Origin of the sequence: Snodgrassella alvi (assembly GCF_002777745.1) — a bacterium.
GTDB classification, from domain to species: Bacteria; Pseudomonadota; Gammaproteobacteria; order Burkholderiales; family Neisseriaceae; genus Snodgrassella; species Snodgrassella alvi_D.
This window is the reverse complement of sequence record NZ_MEIO01000053.1, coordinates 41,522-65,114: the sequence shown is the minus strand read 5'-3', so window position 1 is coordinate 65,114 and position 23,593 is coordinate 41,522. Positions and strand designations below refer to the sequence as shown.

19 protein-coding genes are annotated in these 23,593 nt (G+C 46.9%); 4 read left to right on the top strand and 15 right to left on the bottom strand.

Annotated features, from left to right (window positions below):
• Positions 1–637 precede the first annotated feature (637 nt).
• Together pgeF and rluD are read right to left on the bottom strand one after the other, a co-directional pair.
• Positions 638–1,429: a peptidoglycan editing factor PgeF gene (gene pgeF, locus BHC51_RS07640; protein ID WP_373885685.1), complete on the bottom strand. Its 792-nt coding sequence runs from the start codon at positions 1,427–1,429 to the stop codon at positions 638–640.
• Between the two features lie 9 nt (positions 1,430–1,438).
• Positions 1,439–2,566, bottom strand: a complete 1,128-nt coding sequence (gene rluD, locus BHC51_RS07635; protein ID WP_100099422.1) for a 23S rRNA pseudouridine(1911/1915/1917) synthase RluD — start codon at positions 2,564–2,566, stop codon at positions 1,439–1,441.
• Between rluD and BHC51_RS07630 the strand changes: the two genes are divergently transcribed.
• The gene (locus tag BHC51_RS07630) at positions 2,565–3,371 is read left to right on the top strand and encodes an outer membrane protein assembly factor BamD (RefSeq protein WP_100099423.1); all 807 of its coding nucleotides are present in this window, start codon (positions 2,565–2,567) and stop codon (positions 3,369–3,371) included. The genes rluD and BHC51_RS07630 overlap by 2 nt on opposite strands.
• A 1,140-nt stretch (positions 3,372–4,511) precedes the next feature.
• Here BHC51_RS07630 and BHC51_RS13310 read toward each other — a convergent pair.
• The 7 genes from BHC51_RS13310 to BHC51_RS07590 all read right to left on the bottom strand — a co-directional run bounded on the left by BHC51_RS13310 (position 4,512) and on the right by BHC51_RS07590 (position 9,635).
• Positions 4,512–4,745 carry an integrase core domain-containing protein gene (locus BHC51_RS13310; protein WP_373885687.1) on the bottom strand — a complete coding sequence of 78 codons (234 nt, stop codon included), beginning with the start codon at positions 4,743–4,745 and terminating at the stop codon, positions 4,512–4,514.
• The gene (locus BHC51_RS07615) at positions 4,742–5,191 is read right to left on the bottom strand and encodes a DDE-type integrase/transposase/recombinase (RefSeq protein ID WP_100153720.1); all 450 of its coding nucleotides are present in this window, start codon (positions 5,189–5,191) and stop codon (positions 4,742–4,744) included. The genes BHC51_RS13310 and BHC51_RS07615 overlap by 4 nt, the downstream gene beginning before the upstream one ends.
• 218 nt (positions 5,192–5,409) lie before the next feature.
• Positions 5,410–5,571 carry a transposase gene (locus BHC51_RS07610; RefSeq protein WP_100153719.1) on the bottom strand — a complete coding sequence of 54 codons (162 nt, stop codon included), beginning with the start codon at positions 5,569–5,571 and terminating at the stop codon, positions 5,410–5,412.
• A gap of 364 nt (positions 5,572–5,935) precedes the next feature.
• On the bottom strand, positions 5,936–6,301 hold the full coding sequence (speD, locus tag BHC51_RS07605; protein WP_100153718.1) for an adenosylmethionine decarboxylase: 366 nt from the start codon (positions 6,299–6,301) through the stop codon (positions 5,936–5,938).
• On the bottom strand, positions 6,301–8,154 hold the full coding sequence (locus BHC51_RS07600) for a DUF4178 domain-containing protein (protein WP_100153717.1): 1,854 nt from the start codon (positions 8,152–8,154) through the stop codon (positions 6,301–6,303). Before BHC51_RS07600 ends, speD begins: the two co-directional genes overlap by 1 nt.
• A gap of 8 nt (positions 8,155–8,162) precedes the next feature.
• On the bottom strand, positions 8,163–9,206 hold the full coding sequence (locus tag BHC51_RS07595) for an SPFH domain-containing protein (RefSeq protein ID WP_100153716.1): 1,044 nt from the start codon (positions 9,204–9,206) through the stop codon (positions 8,163–8,165).
• Between the two features lie 30 nt (positions 9,207–9,236).
• Positions 9,237–9,635, bottom strand: coding sequence for a DUF350 domain-containing protein (locus BHC51_RS07590; protein ID WP_100153715.1), 399 nt, complete (start codon positions 9,633–9,635; stop codon positions 9,237–9,239).
• A gap of 251 nt (positions 9,636–9,886) precedes the next feature.
• Between BHC51_RS07590 and BHC51_RS07585 the strand changes: the two genes are divergently transcribed.
• Together BHC51_RS07585 and BHC51_RS07580 are read left to right on the top strand one after the other, a co-directional pair.
• Entirely contained in the window at positions 9,887–11,395 is a 1,509-nt protein-coding gene (locus BHC51_RS07585) for a polyamine aminopropyltransferase (RefSeq protein WP_257380211.1), read from the top strand.
• Positions 11,396–11,408: 13 nt separating this feature from the next.
• The gene (locus BHC51_RS07580) at positions 11,409–13,037 is read left to right on the top strand and encodes an NAD(P)-binding protein (protein WP_100153714.1); all 1,629 of its coding nucleotides are present in this window, start codon (positions 11,409–11,411) and stop codon (positions 13,035–13,037) included.
• A gap of 74 nt (positions 13,038–13,111) precedes the next feature.
• On the opposite strand, the gene BHC51_RS07575 is transcribed toward BHC51_RS07580, so the two are convergent.
• The 6 genes from BHC51_RS07575 to queC form a co-directional block, all read right to left on the bottom strand.
• Entirely contained in the window at positions 13,112–14,521 is a 1,410-nt protein-coding gene (locus BHC51_RS07575; RefSeq protein ID WP_100153713.1) for an FAD-dependent oxidoreductase, read from the bottom strand.
• 49 nt (positions 14,522–14,570) lie between these two features.
• Positions 14,571–19,037, bottom strand: coding sequence for a glutamate synthase large subunit (gltB, locus tag BHC51_RS07570; protein ID WP_100153712.1), 4,467 nt, complete (start codon positions 19,035–19,037; stop codon positions 14,571–14,573).
• Between the two features lie 676 nt (positions 19,038–19,713).
• Entirely contained in the window at positions 19,714–20,670 is a 957-nt protein-coding gene (lipA, locus tag BHC51_RS07565; RefSeq protein WP_100135315.1) for a lipoyl synthase, read from the bottom strand.
• On the bottom strand, positions 20,667–21,311 hold the full coding sequence (gene lipB, locus BHC51_RS07560; RefSeq protein ID WP_100153711.1) for a lipoyl(octanoyl) transferase LipB: 645 nt from the start codon (positions 21,309–21,311) through the stop codon (positions 20,667–20,669). Before lipB ends, lipA begins: the two co-directional genes overlap by 4 nt.
• Complete coding sequence (locus BHC51_RS07555; protein WP_100099191.1) at positions 21,308–21,580, bottom strand: HP0495 family protein; 273 nt, start codon at positions 21,578–21,580, stop codon at positions 21,308–21,310. The genes lipB and BHC51_RS07555 overlap by 4 nt, the downstream gene beginning before the upstream one ends.
• A 110-nt stretch (positions 21,581–21,690) precedes the next feature.
• Positions 21,691–22,353 carry a 7-cyano-7-deazaguanine synthase QueC gene (gene queC, locus BHC51_RS07550; protein WP_100153710.1) on the bottom strand — a complete coding sequence of 221 codons (663 nt, stop codon included), beginning with the start codon at positions 22,351–22,353 and terminating at the stop codon, positions 21,691–21,693.
• 194 nt (positions 22,354–22,547) lie between these two features.
• On the opposite strand from queC, the gene tsaD reads away from it, so the two are divergent.
• Positions 22,548–23,570, top strand: coding sequence for a tRNA (adenosine(37)-N6)-threonylcarbamoyltransferase complex transferase subunit TsaD (gene tsaD, locus BHC51_RS07545; RefSeq protein WP_100153709.1), 1,023 nt, complete (start codon positions 22,548–22,550; stop codon positions 23,568–23,570).
• Positions 23,571–23,593 lie beyond the last annotated feature (23 nt).

Here is a 23,593-nt window from a genome sequence, read left to right as displayed (position 1 = left end):
TGAATTACATAGAAATATATCATCGTAAAGCAAAACGCTATCAGATTTCCGTTATTACTTCATCGACATAAACACCAGCATTTGCACATTTATACCAGAATACAGATAAACAGATACAGATATTTATTGTTAGACATAATTTAATGACATGGAACAGCAGTTTTCCGAACCATTAGCCAGCCATGCACAAGCATACACCGCCGATTTCTGGTTACACTAAACGATAAAATGACAACCATAATGCGTACAATTGCCAACTCCAAGCGACAGGCACATATTTACCAGCATTTTTCAGTATCAATGGCCGCTAACTGGATTATCAAGCCATAAGTCTCAAATTTATCAACTAGAAAAACGCCATTTCAGCGCATAGGAAAATTCACTATTCAAAAATAATGAACAATGGTCAATCACGACCTCTCAGCCTAACAGCCATCTGCCAACTAATAATTCTGGCCTGCTTTCACATCACCAGACCAAAGCAAATTTGCCTGCTCTAACCCGCAAAAAATAACTGTTAGCCTGCCTTAATACATACATTGCCTACCACCAATAACAATGCAATACCAATTACATATGCATAATTTCAGTTACAGGCATTGATTTCTGCGCAATATATTCGCCTGTTATCACAATTCTAATCCAGCCAGATTGCACTCAACATACGCCCAGTTTGCCCATCACGCCGATAGGAAAAATAGCGCTCACGCTGCAATACCGTGCATTCTGTACCACCATAGACCTGATGAACACCAGCATCAGCCAGAGCCAGCCGAGCCAGCGCATAAATATCCGCCAGATAATGATCATTACCAATATCAGTAAAGGCCGTTTGTGCCTTGGGCTGGCTTAAGCAGAATTCCTCCCACACCTCAGCGCCAACCTCAAAAGCTTCCGGCCCAATAGCCGGCCCCAGATAAGCAAGAATTTCCAGTGGATTGACTTGCATCGCATCTACCGTATTCTGCAACACCCCATTCGCCAGCCCGCGCCATCCGGCATGCGCTGCGGCCACCACCGTACCGGCACGGTCACACAACAATACCGGCAGACAATCCGCAGTCATAACAGCACAGGCCACCGCTTCGCCCTGAAAGCAGAAACTAGCATCAGCAGCTTCTGGCTTTCCAGCCTGCATTGCAGTTAATGCCGACATAGCATTGATTACCCTGGCACTGTGTACCTGATTCAAATAAGCCAACGGTTTTGCCACCTGCTGCTGCACAAGTGCGCGATTATGCTGCACATCCTCAGCATGATCACCCACATGTGCACCAACATTTAATGAAGCAAATGACGCCCGGCTCACACCACCCTGACGTGTAGTAATCAGAGTACGTACATTAGCTGGTGCCGGCCATTCTGCATCCAAAAAGGATTTTTTATCCTGATTCAGCCCAAGCGCCTGATTCATATCCCATTGGTTCATTGTACTGCCTTATTCGCGTACATAGATAACATCCACATCATAGTCATCATCATCCCAGTCTTCATCTTCGGCTTCACTATCCAGACGTTGCTGCCACTCATCTGCGGTTTTAATGGCAGAGTCCATGCCCGCCTGTAAGCGCAATACAGAAAGCAAATGATAGATATCAGCAGGCAATGGTGCTTCAAACTGCACAGTTTCCTGAGTCTGCGGATGAATAAAGCGTAGCCGGTAGGCATGCAGTGCCTGACGTGCCAGCGCTTTAACCGCAGCCTTAACTTCAGCCGTTGCCGGATGGCGCGGGTTACCATACAGCACATCTCCGGCCAGCGGATGACCTGCGGCTTTCATATGCACACGAATCTGATGGGTACGGCCGGTTTCCAGCTGGCACTCGATATAGCTGAAATCAGCATAACGTTCCAACACCTTTACATGAGTAATCGCTTCCTTGCCACCGAAAGGTATAACAGCCATTCGAGTGCGATTATGCGGATCACGTCCGATCAAAGTTTCAATTTTGCCATCAAAGGGTACGATGCCATCAGCAACAGCACGATAGGTACGCTTTACTGTGCGTGCCTGTAACTGACGCACCAACTGTGTTTGTGCCGCCACAGTTTTTGCTACCACCATCAGACCACTGGTGTCCTTATCCAGACGGTGCACAATCCCTGCTCGTGGTACCTGTGCAAGCGCCGGACAATAAGCAAGTAGCCCGTTAAGCAGCGTGCCCTGCCAGTTGCCCGCAGCAGGGTGTACCACAAGTCCCGCAGGTTTATTCAGTACCAGCACGCTATCATCTTCATATATAATATCCAACGGCATAGGCTCGGGAGTAAAGGCCAGTTGGCTCTCATCCTGCTGAATGGCTACCTGTATAGTTTCACCACCGATTAATTTATACTTGGGTGGTACCACGCTACCGTTAACCGTAACATGGCTATCCTTTATCCATGCAGTCAGGCGGCTGCGGGAAAATTCCGGTGCCAGTTTTGCCAGCGCTGCATCCAGACGCAAGCCGGCCAGTTCATTAGGTACTGTCCATTTTTTATAACTTTGTGCACCATCATCTGCCGCAAAGTGCAAATCATCGTTATAATCGTCATCATTCTCTAACAAAGAAGTGTCTTTCATGAAAAATTCGTTTTTGGCGGTGGCCTTAGGCCTGTTACTGAGTGCCTGTGCCAGCACAAGTACGGTCGATAAAGATTCCCAGATTACCCAGGATTGGTCTGTTCAGCGTCTGTATAATGAAGCACACGATGAGCTGATGCACCGTAATTATACCCATGCAGAGAAATTATACGAAATTCTGCAGGCACGCTTCCCTTATGGTTCATATGCAGAACAGGCACAGCTTGATACAGCCTATGCCTATTATAAAGACGATGAGAACGACAAGGCACTGGCTGCAATCGAGCAGTTCCAACGCTTGTATCCACAGCATCCGAACATGGATTACGCGCTGTATCTGAAAGCACTGATTCAGCTTAACGAAGACAAATCCTTTGTCAGCAAACTGGCAAAACAAGACTGGTCTGACCGTGATCCAAAAGCCAATCGCGAAGCCTATACCACCTTTGCCCAACTAGTACAGTACTTCCCACAGAGTAAATATGCGGACGATGCCCGCGCCAAGATGCAGAAACTACTGGAAGCACTTGGCGGCAATGAACTTTCAGTGGCACGCTATTACATGAAACGCGGCGCATGGCTGGCTGCGGTAGGACGTGCCCAGACAGTGATTTCCCAATATCAGAATACGCCCAATGTTGAAGAAGCGCTGGCTATTATGATTTCAGCATATTCAAAATTAGGCGAACAGAAATTAAGTGACGACACAAAACGTGTACTGGCACAGAACTTTCCGAACAGCCCCTATTTACAGACATCTTGGCAAGACCAAAATACCATCCCGTGGTGGCGTTACTGGAAGTAAAGACTCTGTCAGCATACAAGCATCACTATCTCAAACAGATTAATCCTACTCTATCAGACCAATATCCGCAGTATTGGTCTGATATTTTATCACCCATGCAACCATTTGCTATGGTGACAGGTAAACTACACTGCTCACAGAAAATAACTTCATTTGAGCTAATGATTTTTCTAAACTTATAAATAAACAGCTATAGAAAATCTATTTAGACCTTGTTTTGTTTCTTTCATAGCTATTCTGGATTGTTTATTTTCCTTTACATATTTTATTATTTCATTAGTAACAAATACTAATTTTTCTTCATTTTACGGGGACTACTTTTCTAAGTCGTTAAAGTTTAGATTATCCATCAGCGCCGTTTTAAGAATTGAATATTACAGTTTTGCTATCTTAATTTTTATTTCATTTTATCATCTTAAGATATTGATAGTAATACTTTTCCTAAATTGAAATCATCTATCCTAAAAGTCAGATTTCAAACTGAGTCTCTTATAAGAGTGAAATTGAATTCAGCTCAGCAATATAACCTTACTGGCAAGGCTTATAAGCAGCCATAAAGCTATTGTATTTTTTACTTTTAAAAACAAAATCAAAACCTACTGAATAGAATCTATCACTGGTGCACGCTTCACGCGTGATTTTCTTTTGTTTGATACAAACACATTCATCTTTCTTAGTGGTTGCATGAACGGGCATTGCAAGAAATAACAAACAAAATAGTAGAACCAGTATTTTTTCATTAGATAAATCCTGCATCTATATAAAATTTATATAATTATCATATTGAAGAATAAACCAATATATACGCTTGCTTACCATATAAGCAATGTGCTTGGATGATACCTATTTAGCAAATATGGCATTGATAATATTTTCTCTCACTATTATCATATCCAGCAAGGTAATGTACTGGTTGGCGAGTTTAGGCGGCTGTTGCACAACATCAAACAATTCAATTAGTCGGCAGTAAAGAGAAAGAATCGGTAATTGTACCAGAGGCAAATCATGTCGATTTATATAACAATGCCGCCGGTAAAATACCATCTGATAAATTTGAACGGTTTTTCAAAACCAATTTAAGATAATATGTAGAGATTAACTGTAAATACCCCAAAGCTAGTACAAGATTCAGATAGAAAATTACACTGTTTGTTTTAGAGTTATATACTCACTCGGCGTCATATTATTTAATACTTCATGAGGTCTTTCCGTGTTATAAATAGTTAGCCATTCTTCGGTTACCTTTCTTGCTTGTTCCAGATTATTAAATAGATATAAATCCAGTACCTCTGTGCGATAGATGCGATTAAGTCGTTCAATATATCGATTTTGATATGGACTGCTTGAATATAATCTATGCTTATACCGTGTTATTTTGCCCAGCCGATGAATGTTTTTCCGGTAAATTCCGGTCTGTTATCTACTCGTATTGTAAGTGGGGAACCATGATATCCGGCCAGTTTATCCGGATAACAAGTAACTCTGCCAGCCGGCAAACTGACCGCAATATCAATGCCTAATGCCTCACGATTAAAGTCATTGATGACATTGAAAGTTCTGAACCTGCGTTGATGGCGACTGCTGTCACTCATAAAATCCATTGACCAACATTCACCTAGCTTATTCAGTACTGATAGTTTTTCTGGGCTGCGCGGAGGAATACGTTGTTTACGCTTTACCCTGAGATTAATCTTTAACTGGCAGTATATTCGATAAACACGTTTATAATTCCATTTATAACCGAGCTTTCTGATACGATTAAAACGCTTAGGAAAGCCCCAGCGTAAATGTCTATCCGTGATAGCACTTAGCACTGACATAATCACCGAATCATCCGGTAACTTAAGTTGATAATAGTAGCACAGCGGCTTAAACCAACAATAGCGCAGCTCATGGCAATAGTAACAGAATGATTTTCTTGCAGTTGCATAGCCCAGGCTCTACGTGCTTGAATTGACACTATAGCTTTTTTATGATTTCCTCCTGAAGCTGGGATTTTAAACTTAGCTAAGCTTACGATTTTCAGCTTCTAGTTCCTTTAAGTGTTGATATCTGAAGTTTCCATATCACCATATTTATCACGCCATTTATAGAAAGTTGAATTCCCCATACCATATTTATGGCAAAGTTCTTTGACAGGGATACCGGCTTCGGCTTCTTTTAAAATAGCTACGATCTGATGTTCAGTCATTTTTCTCATGTTTAAATTCTCTGTGGGTTAATAAAGAGAATTTTCTACTTTTATGCTTTACTATTTTAGGGGATAGTTACAGCGAAATACCAAGGCTATACATTAAAGATAAAGATAAAGGTAAAGGTAAATAATAGATCGGAATGTACTGGAAAAACATTTATCGACGAAGCAAAGTCACATAGTATAAACCTAGATTTTATTCAAGCAGGCAACCTATACCAAAACAAATAAATTGCACGTTTTAATTATACGTATCGCACAGGAGTATCAGATTTATATATTTTTCATAATCTGTTATAAGTGAGGAGAGTAACCAAATAATGGCTGACCAAGCCGAATGCCCATGTTGTGGTAGACCGGAAAATAATTTTCATGCTATTGGCACATATTCACGTGCTAACCAGCGAATCTGCATCTGTGCATTGGGTAGCAGTTGTTGTAATTCAGCTACCGCGGCTTCTACCAATAACTTCCCGCACATAAAAATATCAATGGCAGCATAATGGTGTTCCGGCCACGTATGAATGCTGATATGTGATTCTGCCAGTAACAGTACACCAGTTACGCCGCCGCTGCCGCCAAAGGTATGAAAATGGCTGGCCAAAATATGCGCCTGCGCCACCTGCGCCACCTGAAGCAATGCCTTTTCAATAGCAATGGCATCCTGCAACCAGTTACTATTCAGTTGATATACATCTAGCAGACAATGCTGCCCTATAGCATGATTAAGCTGCATTATTTATGCCACCGACCGCCGCTGCCATAATAGCCGCCATGTGAAGAATTTACTGAGTTTGATTGATTATTAAATGCAGCATAATTGCCCCAAGTAAATATGATGACAATCAGGGCTGCTAAATAAAGGTTATATTTTTTGGTATTATCTGTAGATTCAAATATACCCCATTTCCGATAAGGAATTTTTACCAGCAATGCGTAAGTGATAAAATGGAGTATTAATGGCGTGATGCCAAAATTATTATTAGCCAGTCCTCCTACAAATATCATAAAAAATATCGGAAAATTCAAAACAATAAATAAAGCCATCCAGAAGTTGGCAGTACGAACATCAATATCGGGCTTCATGACAGTTTGCAAACGCCATTTTCTGATATTACCTATAGTAAAATCTTTTGCCTTGATGCTTTGATGTTCGCGGACAATTTTAACAGCTTTATCAGCTGGCAGTGGTTTTGCCTTGATGCTGATATTTTTATTACCCTGAAACCATGCGGCTACCAATGAGGCCGGAATACTGCTGACAACCGACCACGACTGTTCGTTACGGGTTAGCGTTGTGGATAATTTACGCTGTTCACAGCCATAATCGACGTAATACATGCTGTCGCCCGGTGCTACCTGCCAATAAAAAGCACCAGCAGCATAGAGAACCTGAGCAGCATAATCATAAAGAAAAGGAATTTCATCCTTTCTGAAATCAATTGGCTCTAATGGCCTGTTTAAGGCAGGCCAGTCATCAAGTGTTGAAGCCAGTGCCCATTGATTGTTTTCCAGCTCCAGCAGCCATAAAAACCCTTTTTTGGGGGAATAGAGCAGATATTCCGTCCAGCCGAGCGTTTCTGCTTCAGTTTCCTCATGCTCGGCTACCTGAATATATAAAGGTACGTCCTGCATGACTTTATTAACAGGTACTTCATACAGCACCATCGCGCCCAGTACCCACCAGCTTTCATTGCCAATCCGCGCTCTGCTGCCGATTTTAATGGTCAACAGACTCTCTTGTTGCTGGCGCATTTCACTAGTCGCATGCAGCTGGGCAGTTTCTTCACCCATGTCCAGCTGACTACGGCAATACTGGCACACAACATAATCGGCAACGCCGCTTACCCAGCGGATTTCGCCACCGCAATTAGGGCATTTGCCTCTTTTGGTGCTGCCCTTAACATGACCCGCACGGGTGCGAATCTGCTCGGGTGTACGGGTATTTTGCAAACGCAGTGATTTTAATGCTATACCCTTACCGGCAAATACCTGTGGCTGAGCCTCTCCGTCTGAATAATCCAGCGTGATAAAAGATGCACCATTGCGGCAATCGGCTACCCGGGCAGTTTCAGACCGCGGCAAGGGTATAGGTAACTCCCCCTCGGCAGCATACTGGCCACGCTGGATATTCCGGATATCGGCAACGGCATAACGGCGCTCTTTGTATTTGAAAAAGGTATTACCAATTTTCAGGCTGTTGAATTCAGGCAAGGCACGAAGATCAGGCAGTGCTGGTTGCAGACGGGTGAAAACAAAGCGGTCGTTGGCTTCGGAAAGCCACGCACTGCTACCATCATGCATCAGTGCATGCCATTCATTCCACGAACCGGCATCGTAATTAACCTGCATGCGCCCGATCAGGGTAAATGGTTTGCCCTGCCACACACCGGTGGTACCGATTTGTAGTGGCGACAAATCATTTAAAACCGCAGAATGGCGGCCAGACTGAACCAGTTTATTCTGATTAATTAATAAAACAGAATGACAATAACCACAAACAGCAGTTACAGCGGTAGCTGAATGAATGCCGATTTCAGCCCCGCAACTGGGACAGGAACTATGCAGTAGATAGGAAGAACTGTTCATACAGCCAGTTAACCAGTGATTTTTTTGATAATCTCAGCCTTGGCTGTATCGTAATCATTCTGGCTAATCAGGTTTTGCTCCAGTAAGGTTTTCAGTTGTGCCAGTCTGGCAGTCAGGTCTGTGGCAGCGGTTTCAGCACCACCAGCAGGTGCAGCCGGTGTGGCTGTGGCACCGATAATACCTGAGGTCATGACATTGGCTATATTCATTCCTGCCGCCAGCCCAGCGCCGATACCGGCAACACCGCCCTCATTCTGGGCAGCCAAGGGGATGGCCTGTGCAGTCTGATACTGAGTATAACGTGCCATATCGCCAACTATACCCATACCCATGCGTTCATCCAGACGCTGTTGCAGGCTTTCGGGCAGGGTAATACTTTCTACGGTAAAGTTTTCCAGCTCCAGTCCGATGGCGGCAAATGCCGATTGCAGCAGAGTAGTCATTTGCTGTGACAGCATCAGCTGATTGGCGGCCATATCCAGAAAAGGAATATCAGAACTACCAAAAGCGCTGGCCAGCTGGGTAACAGCCAGATTACGCAACTGCTCTTCCAGTGTTTCAGTGCGATATTCCTCACATACGCCGCTCACTTCGCGAAAAAACACCGCCGGTTGAGCAATACGGAAGGAATACATACCAAATGAGCGCACGGAAACGGCGCCGAAATCACTGTCGCGAATGGTAACCGGCTGTGCTGTGCCCCAGCGTCTGGATAGCTGCTGGCGCATGTTGAAAAAGTACACATCAGATTTGAATGGCGACTGAAATAATTTACCCCAGTGTTTCAGGTTGGTGAGTAACGGCAGGTTCTGGGTATTCAGGGTAAACGTGCCGGTGCCAAACTGGTCGGCAATAGTTCCTTCATCCACAAACATGGCATTCTGGGATTCCCGTACTATCAGGGCAGCGCCATTCTGGATTTCCTGATCCTGTAACGGGAAACGCCACATTAAAACATCCGGGTCGGGATTTTCCCACTGGATAACATCGATAAATTGTTTCTTGATGAAGCCACCAAAACCATTACTGCCAAAAATTGAGTTCAGTACCATTATGCGTATCCAAATTTAAAGGTTTGATTACTAACTTAATGCAGCAGCATTGAGAATACCAATGGCTATCGACAAGCCACAAAATAGGATGCCAACTGCGATATTATTGTTTGCCAGTTCCTGATTGGCTTTGGGAATAAGCAGCATGGCAATAAAATACACCAGAATCTGCACAATCATGGCCGCCACGCCCCAGATAATAAAACTGATCAGGCTTACTGATTGCAGCATACTTGAAATCAGGGTGATGCAAAAACCGGTCATGGCGCCACTGAACGAAGTAGCACAGGCTATATTGCCCTGTTTGATTAATTTCAGTTCGGCTACAGGAGTGATGCGCAGGTAGAAAACAATAAACCCAATTAGCAAAAGCAGGGCAACAGCGAAGTATTTCAAATACTGCAAGTACTGCCATAAGGTAATTGCCATATTTCATTTTCCTGATTATTTCTACTCTTAAACATACCGTATAATAATAGTTTTGTATAGTATGTTTTTTACTTTAACCAGCAATAAATTAACAATTGAATCTGTACAGATTATTCTGTAGCCGGAGTGGCTTGGATTCAGGCTGTGATTATGGGTTAGCAAGGCCGCTTTACAGTAATGGCAGGGCTTAACCTGTGAAACTGGTACAAATCACTGTACCTGCAATATCAGAAATCAATAAAGGATAAATTGTGAATCCTGCATTAATTGTGTCGGTGTTTGTGGTAGCCAGTTGCGGGCTGGCCTATGAGTTGATTATGGCGGCACTGGCCAGCTATCTGCTTGGGGATTCGATACTTCAGTTTTCGTCAATCATTGGTGTGTATATGTTTGCCATGGGTATTGGCGCTCATTTAACCCGCTATATACATGACAGAGATGCGTTAAGCCGCTTTATTGATATTGAAATTCTGGTGGGCATTGTCGGCGGTATTTCTGCACTGCTTTTATTTGTGCTGTTTGGTTTTTCCGCTGCTCCGTTTCGTTCGGTGCTGTATGGGCTGGTGCTGATTATTGGCATCATCACCGGTATGGAGCTGCCGCTGGTAATGCGGGTGCTCAATTTGCGTGAAGTTGAGTTTAAGGAAGTGGTTAGCCGGGTACTCACCTTTGATTATCTGGGTGCGCTGGCCGTTTCGCTGCTGTTTCCACTGATTCTGGCGCCCAAGCTGGGCATGGCCAGAAGTGCTTTGCTGTTCGGGATTCTGAATACGATTGTTGCGCTATTAACTGCACGCCTGTTTAAGAAAGATTTGCGCCGTTATCGGCACTTGTGCCTGCGTGGCAATATAGTACTGCTTATACTGCTGCTTTTTTTCTGTTACGCCAATCAGATTACCAACAAAGCTGAAGAGCATTATTTCGGTGACCCAGTGGTGTATAGCACGGCTTCTCCTTACCAGCGATTGGTAATTACCAAGTGGCATAATGATACCCGACTGTTTATTAATGGTAATTTGCAATTTTCTTCAGTAGATGAAGCACGCTATCACGAGGCACTGGTGTTGCCAGCGATGGAGCAGAATCCAAGGGCTGCCAATATTCTGATACTGGGCGGCGGTGATGGGCTGGCGGCGCGGGAAGTGCTGAAATATTCACAGGTTAAACAGGTTACGCTGGTTGATCTGGATGCCAGCATGACCAAAGTATTCCGCACGTCGGCACAATTGCGCGAACTCAATCAGAATTCACTCAATCATCCGAAAATGCGCATTATCAATGCCGATGCTGCACAATGGCTGGAACATAATCAGCAAAAATTCGACGTAATTATTATCGATTTTCCCGACCCTGCCAATTTTTCTCTGGGTAAGCTGTATTCGGTACCGATGTACCGTATGGTGGCAAGGCATCTAAATCCACATGGTAATATTGTGGTGCAATCCACTTCACCCTATTTTGCTCCCAACGCTTTCTGGTGCATTGTTACTACATTGGAAGCAGCCGGACTGAAAACCCTGCCCTATCATGTTTATGTTCCTTCCTTTGGTGAGTGGGGCTATGTAATGGCCAGTCAGGAAGGTAAGTTTCTGATTCCCGATGATTATCGTGTATCAACTCGGTATCTGGATGCCAACAGTACACGCGAAATGTTTAATTTTCCGAAAGATATGCAGCGACGTGCGGTTGAAGCCAATCATCTGAATACGCAAAAGCTGGTGGAATACTTTGAAGCAGACTGGCGTGCGGTGATGCGCTAAGGGAGTATTAAGGATGAAAATCAGTCGCCGCCGCTTTCTCGGCCATGCAATCGGTGTCAGCATGGTGGGATTAACCAGCTACGAGGCGTGGCGTTATTTTGTGCCCGGAAGACCGCCAATTAGTGTGGATTTTCCGGGCAAGGCAATTGGCCATGCTATTCGTGATGCACAAATACAGCCGCCTGCCAATATTCCCACACGCTACGCCAATACGGTGATTATCGGCAGTGGAGCTGCGGCCTTATCTACCGCTTGGCAATTGTCTAGACAGGGTATGCAAGACTATATCCTGCTTGATGGTGCGGAACGTAATGGCAATAATCGCGGCGAAAGTCAGTTTGGCGTGGATTACCCAACCGGCGCTCATTACCTGCCCCTGCCCTCGCCCGAGTCTGAACACATTCGTGAATTACTAGGCGATTTACAGCTTTACCAGCATGGTGTGTATGATGAGCGTGCCCTGCTGCAAGTACCTAATGAGCGCCTATTTTATCAGCAGCACTGGCAGAATGAACTGCTGCCACGCCGTGATGCCGATAGCGAACGTTTTTTTCGCTTTGTTCATCAGCTCAGTAATCAGCGCGGTACCGATGGCAAACGTTTGTTCACCATTCCGCTGGATTTGTCCAGTACAGACAGCCACTGGCGCCGGCTGGAAAAAATAACGTTTGCCCACTGGCTGCAACAGCAGGGTTATCATTCGCCAACATTATTATGGTATCTGGATTATTGCTGCCGTGATGATTACGGACAGGGTATCAGCCAAGTCTGTGCCTGGGCAGGTTTGCACTACTTCTGTGCACGCGGTAATGAACAAAATGAGCATGGTTCAGTGCTGACATGGCCACATGGTCTACACGAGCTATCGCAGCGGATACGCACGTTCTGCCGTCTGCAACCATTGAGAAATTGGCCTGAAAGCAGCCAGCCATTTAAGCAACCATACAGTATGAATGCCTTTGTGGCCTCGATTGAAGAACATGCACAAGGCGTACGCCTGTTAGTCTGTACCGGCCAGCAGAAATATTTCTGGCTTGAAGTGCGCCATGCCATCTGCGCCATGCCGCTGTATATTGCCGCGCATGTGATTAAGAATATTCAACAGTATGGTTTTAAGCCAGAAAGCCATATGCCGCAGTATGCACCGTGGATCGTGGCTAATTTCTTGTTACGCGGAATGCCACCAGAAAGCAGGAGCAGCAGGCTGGCATGGGACAATATTCTGTATCAGGGTACGGGGCTGGGCTATGTAGTAGCCACCCATCAGCAAATCCGGCAAGGACCACCGGCTTATACCTCTTTTTCTGCCTACACCGCGCTGAATCAGGATACACCAGCCAATGTACGCCGCTGGATGTTGTCTGCCTCTCCTAAGCAGATTTACCTGCGTGCAGCAGCAGAGTTGGAACAGATTTACGGCTTTGCACTGCGCCAGCGCATGTTACAGGCACGATTAAGTCTGCGCGGTCACGCCATGGCGGTACCGCAGCCGGGTTATCTGTCCAATCAGGGCTTACAGGCACTGCGCTCTTATACTGGACGTTTACAGTTTGCTCACAGTGATTTATCCGGTTATTCAATTTTTGAGGAAGCGTGTTACTGGGGCAAGCGTGCAGCAGTACAGATACTGGCACAACAATAATCAATACTCGGAAAAATAAAACTGCCTGTGACCATACAGTTGGTCACAGGCAGTTTTATCTGGCAATCTGGCCATTAGACTTCCAGATAATCCATGATACTTTGTGCCGCATCGCGCCCTTCAGCTATGGCGGTAACCACCAGATCCGAACCGCGGGTAATATCGCCACCGGCAAAAATCTTTGGATTGGCGGTTTGCTGTTTATATTCGCCGCCAGTCTGAATGCGGCCACGTTCATCCACGGTTACGCCGACAGTGCTTAACCACGGCATGCTGTGCGGAGCAAAACCAAACGCCAAAATCACGGCATCGCAGGCAATTACTTCTTCACTGCCGGCAACGATTTCAGCGCGGCGGCGCCCTCGTTCATCCGCTGCGCCCATACTGGTTTTCACCACCTGAATACCAGTAACGGCACCTTCTGCATTGGTCACTACGGCCTGCGGCTGCACATTGAATTTAAACTGCACGCCTTCTTCACGCGCATTATTGAATTCCTTTTTGGAGCCGGGCATATTGGCGGCATCGCGGCGATAGGCACAGATAACTTCTTTTGCCTGCTGACGCAAAGCTGTACGCACACAATCCATGGCAGTATCACCGCCTCCCAGTACCACTACGCGCTTATCGGCCATGGAAACATAATCTTTACTGGCAATATTCAGCAGATTTTCGGTATTGCCAATCAGATACGGCAAGGCCAGATAGACGCCGCTGGCATCCTCATTCTCAATGCCGGCACGCAGCCCCTGATAAGTACCTACGCCTAAAAATACAGCATCGTACTGTTGTTCTAGCTGTTGCAGGGTGATATCTGTGCCAACATTCACGCCCAGTCTGAATTCAATACCCATACTGGTAAGTACATGGCGCCGGCGCATCATCACTTCTTTTTCCAGCTTGAAAGCCGGAATACCAAATGTGAGCAGGCCACCGATTTCTGTCGCCCGTTCGTATACTGTAACGTCTACACCATTGCGAATCAGCACATCGGCACAGCCCAGACCGGCCGGCCCGGCACCCACTACGGCCACTTTTTTGCCCACTTTTTCTACTGCGCTGATATCAGGGCGCCAGCCCTGCGCAAAAGCCTGTTCAGTGATGTATTTTTCGATAGCACCAATAGTAACTGCACCAAATTCAGCATTCAGAGTGCAATCACCTTCGCACAGACGATCCTGCGGGCACACACGTCCGCATACTTCCGGCAGGCTGTTGGTGGTATGCGCCAGTTCCACCGCTTCGATAATTCGCCCTTCATTCGCCAGCCGCAGCCAGTTGGGAATATTATTGTGTAAGGGACATTTGTTCTGGCAGTACGGATTGCCGCAGGCCAGACAGCGGTCGGCCTGCGCAATCGCCTGCGCGGTAGTAAACGGCTGATAGATTTCCGTAAATTCATGCTGACGCACGGTCAGTGGCTCTTTCGGGGGATCGACACGCGGGACATCGATAAACTGGTAAACATTTTCGCGTTGACTCATCTGGTGTTCCTTGCACTATTTCTAATTATTCCTGCATTGTCCGGCAGCCTTACTGGGTAACAGCGCGCAACTCGGTAACGGTACGCGGTTTATGTCCCAGCAGCGCATTTACATCATTGGCTTTCGGTTTAACCAGCACAAAGCGGCTAACATAATTGTCCCATTTGGCCAGAATGCGTTCTCCCAGCGGACTGTGGGTATTTTCCACATGCTCGGCAATCAGACCGCGCAGATTTTCCTGATGCATAGTCAGTGTACTGATATCCAGCCCCTCTACCAGCTCGGGATTGATGCGCTGCCGGAAACCGCCGTCCACATCCAGCACATAGGCAAAACCACCAGTCATACCGGCACCGAAGTTGATTCCGGTTTTGCCCAGTACGCATACCACGCCGCCGGTCATGTATTCACAGCCATTGTCGCCAATACCTTCCACCACAACTGTGGCTCCGGAATTGCGCACAGCAAAACGCTCACCGGCCTTACCGGAAGCAAACAGCCTGCCACCGGTAGCACCATACAGACAGGTATTGCCAATAATCGTAGTGTCTTCCGGCTGGAACGCTGTACCACCATGCGGATGAATTACAATCTTGCCACCGGCCATTCCTTTGCCGACATAATCGTTGGCATCTCCGGTCAGATACAGATTCACGGTGCCGGCCAGCCATACACCAAAACTCTGTCCGGCCGTACCGTTCAGATATATATCAAAGCGCTGTGGTGCATGGCCGCGATTGCCGTAAGCAGCAGCAATCTGGCCGGATAAAGTAGCACCTACCGAGCGATCGGTATTATTGATGTCATAGCTTAAATCTACATCAGCCCCGCTTTGCACTGCATCCCCAATATCCTGCATGATGGTGCGATTAAGGTGGCCTCTATCAAACGGTGGATTGGTCTGGGTACAGTAGCGCGAGCTGCCATCCGGAACTTTCGGTGAATACAGCAACTTGCTTAAATCCAGCGTACTTTGTTTCGGCGTAATGCCGGATATGACTTCCAGCAGCTCGGTACGGCCGATTAAATCGGTTAACTGGGTTACCCCAAGCTGTGCCATGATTTCACGCACATCCTGTGCAATGAATTTAAAGTAATTCATCGCTTTTTCCGGTAAACCATGGAAATGTTCTTGGCGCAGGGTATCGTCCTGAGTGGCCACGCCGGTAGCACAGTTATTCAAGTGACAGATGCGCAGGTAGCGGCAGCCCAGTGCAATCATCGGCCCAGTACCGAAGCCAAAGCTTTCAGCACCCAGAATTGCTGCTTTAACAATATCCATACCGGTTTTCAGGCCACCATCCACTTGCAGACGCACTTTATGGCGCAGATTATTTTCTACCAGTGCCTGCTGAGCTTCAGCCAGCCCCAGCTCCCACGGACTGCCAGCATATTTCACACTGGTAATCGGGCTGGCGCCGGTACCACCATCATAACCAGATATGGTAATCAGATCGGCATAAGCTTTAGCTACGCCGGTGGCAATAGTGCCAACACCCGGTAAAGACACCAGCTTCACTGAAACCAATGCACGCGGATTAATCTGTTTCAAATCAAAAATCAGTTGTGCTAAATCTTCAATCGAATAAATATCATGATGCGGTGGTGGCGAAATCAGGGTAGAACCGGGCACCGCAAAGCGCAGTTGCGCAATATACGGGGTAACCTTGTCTCCCGGTAACTGACCGCCTTCACCCGGTTTGGCACCCTGCGCCACTTTAATCTGAATTACATCGGCACTCACCAGATAGGCCGGTGTAACACCGAAACGGCCGGAAGCCACCTGCTTAATCCGCGATACGCGTTCAGTTCCATAGCGGTGCGGATCTTCGCCGCCCTCACCAGAATTAGAAAAACCGCCCAGCCGGTTCATCGCTGTGGCCAGTGCCTCATGTGCTTCCGGGCTTAATGCTCCTATCGACATGGCTGCACTGTCAAAGCGCTTATACAGATTTTCCGCCGCTTCCACCTGTTCCAGTGCTACCGGTGTAGCGGTTTCGGTTTTCAGACGCAGTAAATCGCGCAGCATAGAGGGAGGTCGCTTATTTACAGCATCGGCATAGCGGCGATAGTGGGCATAATCGCCACTGTTGACGGCTGCCTGCAAAGTATTGACTACTTCAGGGTTATAGGCATGAAATTCACCCTGTGGCTTGTATTTCAGATAACCGCCGATTTCCAGTCCGCGGCTTTTCTGCCAGGCGCGTTTATGAAACCAGCGCAGTTCTGCGTCTAGCTGAGCAAATGTTGCTCCCTCAATCCGGTTAAGCATATTTTTAAAGCACAGCTCCATCACCTCATGATGAAAGCCGATTGCTTCAAACAAACAGGCACAACGATAGGAAGAAATTGTCGAGATGCCCATTTTAGAGATAATTTTATATAAGCCCTTATTGATAGCATTGCGGAAATTTATCATTACCTGCCGCAGTGGCTTGGTAATCGCGCCAATGCTCACCATTCTGGCCAGACTCTCATAGGCCAGATATGGATATACTGCCGTGGCACCCAAGCCTATCAGTACAGCAAAATGGTGCGGGTTACGCGCTGAAGCGGTTTCAACAATAATATTTGCATCACAGCGTAAATTGGTTTCCACCAGTCGCTGCTGAATCGCGCCAACACTGAGAACAGCCGGAATCGGCATGGCATCACGGCTAACATTACGGTCTGAAACCACCAACAGTACTGTCCCGTTTCTGACTGCGGCCACAGCCTCATCACACAGACGCACCAGTGCCTCTTTCAGGCTGGTTTCATTCGGGTTATACACTGCATCCAGATGGTGATGCTGATAGTATTCGGCTGATAATTGCAGCAACTGCTGCATATCGGAGTACAGCAGTACCGGCGATTTAAAGTTCACCCGGTGTGACATTCCCTCAGCTTCAAAAAACACACTCATTTCACGCCCGATACAAGTATTCAGGCTCATCACATGCTTTTCACGCAAGGGATCTATTGGCGGATTGGTTACTTGGGCAAAATACTGGCGGAAATAATCAAACAGCACCCGTGGTCGCTGTGACAACACCGCAAACGGCGTATCGTCTCCCATCGAGCCTACCGCTTCCTGACCATTTTCACCCAATACCCGCACCACACTTTCGAGTTCTTCCAAGTCATAGCCGAACAGCTTCTGGTACACCAGCAATCTGTCTGCTGAAAAACTGGATTCGCCTACTTCTTCATCTGGCAGTTTCTCAAACGGAATCAGCGACAGAACATTTCTGTCCAGCCACTCCTTATACGGATGACGCGTTTTCAGTTCGGTGTTGATGTCAGCCGATTGCATCAGCCTGCCCTCACGCGTATCAATCACCAGCAGTTCACCCGGGCCAACACGGCCTTTCTCCACCACCTCATCCGGAGCGTAATCCCAGATACCCACTTCCGATGCAATGGTAATCAGCTTGTCCTGTGTAATTACGTAGCGAGCAGGCCGCAGGCCGTTGCGGTCGAGCGTACAGGCTGCATAGCGACCGTCACTGAGCACAATTCCCGCAGGACCATCCCACGGTTCCATGTGCATGGAATTAAAATCATAAAAGGCACGCAAATCCTCATCCATATCCGGATTATGCTGCCAGGCGGGCGGCACCAGTAAGCGCATAGCACGAAACAAATCCATACCGCCATTCACAAACAGCTCCAGCATATTATCCAGTGAGCTGGAATCTGAACCGGTTTCATTCACAAATGGAGCTGCTGTCTGCAAATCCGGAATCAGCGGGGTGTGATATTTATATGAGCGTGCTCGTGCCCAAGCCCGATTACCGGAAATGGTGTTAATTTCACCATTATGCGCCAGATAACGGAAAGGTTGCGCCAGCTGCCAGCGTGGTAACGTATTGGTAGAAAAACGCTGATGAAACAAACAGATTGCACTTTGCATACGTAAATCAGCCAGATCAGGATAAAACCGTGGTAAATCCTTGGGCATGCACAGCCCTTTATAAATCATCACCTGATTAGAAAGGCTGCAAATATAAAAATCACGGTGATTAATGCGCTTTTCAATGCGTCGGCGGGTCATAAACAGCCGTCGCTCCAAATCACGCGGCAACCAACCAGCCGGCGCATGGATAAATACCTGCTCAATATAAGGCATATCTGCCAGCGCAATGGCACCAAGCATTTTCGGATTAGTTGGCACAGACCGCCACAGAGAAATATTTAGCGTTTCACGCGTCAGCTCTTCCTCAATAATGGCCTTATATTCCTGTGCCAATGCCTCATCGCGCGGGAAGAAAATCATCCCTACGGCAAAATTCTTCGCCAGTGTAATACCAGCTTCTTCCGCTATCGCCTGAAAGAATTTTTTCGGCATTTGCAGTAACAGGCCACAACCGTCACCGGTTTTGCCATCCGACAAAATTGCCCCGCGATGTTGCATGCGCGACAGCCCCAATATTGCGGTACGCACCACCTTGTGGCTGGGTTCGCCTTCAATATTGGCAATTAATCCGAAACCGCAGTTTTCTTTTACCAGAGAGTGGTCGTATAAGCTAGACATCACGAAACCTCGTTTGCTGCACTAACTGCAAAGCACAAATTGATTAGTCAAGATAACAAACATACAAAAATTTACCTATAAGCGTCAAAAGCTTTTTTGTTCAGCTCGACAAAAAAAACTCTATAATTTCATTGAATTTTAGTTTAAATCACTACATATACCCAGATTTGTGCATATTAAAACGGCATTCGGCTGAAAAGATGCCATATTTCACCAAATTACACATTTATGGCAATCAAGCTTTAAAAAGCAAAAAAATTTGCAGAAGGCACAAATCATGCCATCTGCAAGCCACTTGTATGAGAATAATAATCAGTTAATATTTTAATTCAACGATATTTAAGACAATCTTTCAAATAAATTTATTCCTGATCATAAGTACCGAGATAAACAGGATTCTGAGTTCCCCTCACCTTGAAGAATTCGCCGGCAAGCAACCTAAAAAGTTTCGCTATCTTTAAAATCCTGCCAGCTATTACCCTATGGCTGCAATACTGGCAGTACGTCCAAAATCTTGTCATGTCTTCCCGCTTTTGCATTCGGAAAACATATTTTCCGAGAGCTTCACCTCAACATCAGACACCTAAGTAATAATGTCCATTATCCAGTCATCTTTCTTTTCCCATACTGCCTATAGATAAAAAAAGGGAGATGCAAGCATCTCCCCCGTTACATTTTATTCACTGACCACACCAGCGTGCTCAGCCTGAACATCAGCATGGTAACTGGAGCGTACCATCGCCCCGATTGCCCCATGCTTAAAGCCCATTTCATAGGCGCGTTTTTCAAATACTTTAAACTGTTCCGGCGTAACATAGCGCAATACCGGCAAATGGCCGTTACTGGGCTGCAAATACTGGCCGATGGTAATCATTTCCACATCATGTGCACGCAGATCCTGCATCACTTCCAGAATCTCTTCATCACTCTCACCCAGCCCCACCATCAAACCGGATTTCGTCGCCACCTCAGGTCGTAACGCCTTATACTGTTTCAGCAACTTCAACGAATGCTGATAATCTGCCCCGGGTCGCGCCTGTTTATACAGTCGCGGAGCCGTTTCCAGATTATGGTTGAGTACATCTGGTGGAGTTTGTGCCAGAATATCCAGCGCCGTATCCAGACGGCCACGAAAATCCGGTACCAGCACCTCAATCTGGGTATGCGGGCTGGATTCGCGAATTGCACTAATGCAATCTGCAAAGTGTTGTGCCCCACCATCACGCAAATCATCACGGTCTACCGAAGTAATCACTACATAACGCAGATTCATCGCTTTCACCGAAGCGGCCAGATGTTTCGGCTCCTGAGGATCAAGCGGATTCGGACGGCCATGCCCCACGTCACAAAACGGGCAGCGGCGGGTACAGATATCGCCCATAATCATAAACGTTGCCGTGCCCTTGCTGAAGCACTCACCAATATTTGGGCAACTGGCTTCCTCACATACCGTATGCAGCTTCTGCTCACGAACAATGTTTTTGATCTCAAAAAACTTTTGACTGCTGGGCAACCGCGCCCGAATCCACTCTGGTTTTTTCAGTTTTTCTTCCAGTGGTACAACCTTAATCGGAATACGCGCAGTTTTTTCCGCACCTTTGTGTTTTACTCCTTGGCTATTATCTTGATTCATAATACAACTTTCTGTATAGATGGCCGCTCAGGCGGCGGTGCATTCAATTGCAAAGGCAGGTAGCCGGTTAAACGTTCGGCAACTTCAGCCAGCGCTGGACAGGGCTCTGTCAGATCAGCAATCTGAGTCATGTGTAAACCGGCATAGCCACACGGATTGATATGAGTAAACGGTGTCAGATCCATATTTACATTCAGTGCCAGACCGTGATATACCGCGCCCTGCTTGATACGCAACCCCAGCGAAGCAATTTTTCGGCCGTTTACATAAACACCGGGACGTTTAGGATCGTTCACCGCGGCAATGCTGTAATCAGCCAGCGTGGCAATGATACTGTTCTCCAGCCGAGTCACCAGTTCCCGTACCGTAATATGGCGCCGCTTAAAATCAATCAGCGTATACACCACTAACTGTCCCGGACCGTGATACGTCACCTGTCCGCCACGGTCAATCTGCACCACCTCAATTTCATCATGCACCAGAATATGTTCCGGCCGGCCAGCCATCCCCTGCGTAAATACCGGCGGATGCTCCACTACCCATAATTCATCTTCCGTTTCGGCTGTGCGATTCGCAGTAAAATCCTGCATCGCCGTAAAAACCGGTTGATAAGCGCGCAAGCCCAGTTGCACAACCTTCATAATACAACCTTCACCATGGGATGGCTGCTTAAAGCACGATAAATATTGTCCAACTGCACCTGACTTTCCGCGCGGATAATGACCGTTGCGCTAATATAATTACCCTTACTGCTCGGGCGGGTATTAATATCTGCTGCGGCCGTTTCCGGCGCATGTTGCTGTACCACTTCCAGAATCGTGGCCGCAAACTCAGGATGCTGCGCACCCATTACCTTAATCGGGAAATCCAGTGGAAATTCAATAATACTGGTTTTCAGATTATCACTCATATTTATACCTTTTCTGTCTGCACGCGTTTGTACCATGTAAACCCCATGCAAAACAGGCTTATTCGCGTAAAAAAATTTAATTCAAAGCTAACAGCAGTAACAAACTCATGTTAAACAACAGCTTTTTGCGCCAGATAAGTCTGTAGACCCCGTTCACGCAACACACAGCTTGGGCATTCACCGCAGCCGCCCTCCACCCCGTTATAACAGGTATGCGTATGTTCACACACATAATCCAGATATCCCAGCTCATCAGCCAGCGCCCACGTCTGCGCTTTGTCCAGATACATCAGTGGCGTAATCAGTCTGAATTCATAATCCATCGCCAGATTCAGCGTTACATTCATCGACTGCACAAACACATTACGGCAATCCGGATAGCCGGAAAAATCGGTTTCACATACCCCTGCAATCACATCATGAATACCCTGCCCCTTGGCAAAAATCGCTGCATACAGTAAAAACAGTGCATTGCGCCCGTCAACAAAGGTATTCGGCAGCCCTTCAGCAGGTGCCTCAATCTCCTGCTGCTCATCCATCAGCGCATTATGGGTAATGCTTTGTAACAGTGATAAATCCATCACCGTTTGCGCCACACCTAAGTCCTGCGCTATCCAGCGCGCTTTTTTCAACTCAATCGCATGACGCTGGCCATACTGAAAAGTAATCGTCTGTACATTCTCGCGTCCGTAAGTCGCGATCGCCTGCAATAAACAGGTAGTCGAATCCTGACCGCCGGAAAAAATCACCAGCGCTCGAGCATGTTGTTTCATTATCCAGATTCCTTAGTTTTGATTTCAGAACCAACCAGAAAACCCTTTTTCCAGCCGCCTGACGTGGGAAGTTTGCGAACCACGTAGCCATTTATTATAAAACATTTGCTCTCCCATACTGCCAGTCTGACCACGAAAGCGTACAAAACAGGTAAAATAACCCGCTTTACTGCTTAAAATTCAAGTATTCAAACATGTTGGTATTGGGAATCGAATCATCCTGTGACGAAACCGGCGTTGCTCTCTATGACAGCACGCATGGGCTACTGGCGCATCAGCTACATACACAAATTGCCATGCATGCTGAATATGGTGGCGTCGTACCCGAGCTGGCCAGTCGCGACCATATCCGCCGTCTCACCCCGCTTACTCATGCCTGCCTGCAAGAGGCCGGCAAAACCTACCAAGACATCGATGCCATTGCCTATACACAAGGACCGGGTCTGGGCGGCGCCTTGCTGGCTGGTGCCAGCTTTGCCAACGCACTGGCGTTTGCTCTGAACAAACCCATCATTCCAGTACACCACCTTGAAGGCCATATGTTATCGCCGCTGCTCAGCGAAGAAAAACCGACCTTTCCCTTTGTTGCCCTGCTGGTTTCCGGCGGACATACCCAGTTTATGGCGATAAAAGGTATCGGCGACTATACCCTGCTTGGAGAAAGTATCGATGACGCCGCCGGAGAAGCTTTTGATAAAACCGCCAAACTGCTTGGTCTGCCTTATCCAGGTGGTGCAAAGCTGTCAGAACTGGCCAGACTGGGACAACCAGATAGCTTGCATTTTCCACGCCCGATGTTGCATTCACACGATCTGAACATGAGTTTTTCCGGTCTGAAAACTGCTGTACTGACCGCTGTAAACAAAATTCGTGCAGAAACCGGTTGCGGCGAAAAGCTGCCAGAACAAATTCGCAATAACATCTGCCGCGAATTTCAGGATGCCGTAGTAGACGTACTCACCAGTAAAGCCAAACAAGCACTAAAACAGACTGGCTACCAGCAGTTGGTTGTTGCTGGTGGCGTAGGCGCCAACTGGCAGTTGCGCCAGAGCCTCAGCAGCCTACCCAAAGTGCGTACATTCTTTCCTCCAATGTCCTACTGCACCGACAATGGTGCCATGATTGCTTTTGCCGGAGCCATGCATCTGGACAGTGCGCAGCCAGCAGCCAGTTTCAACGTAAAGCCACGCTGGCCATTAAGCCAGATTGTCCAGTAATACCAAGCCCTGATAGCACACTA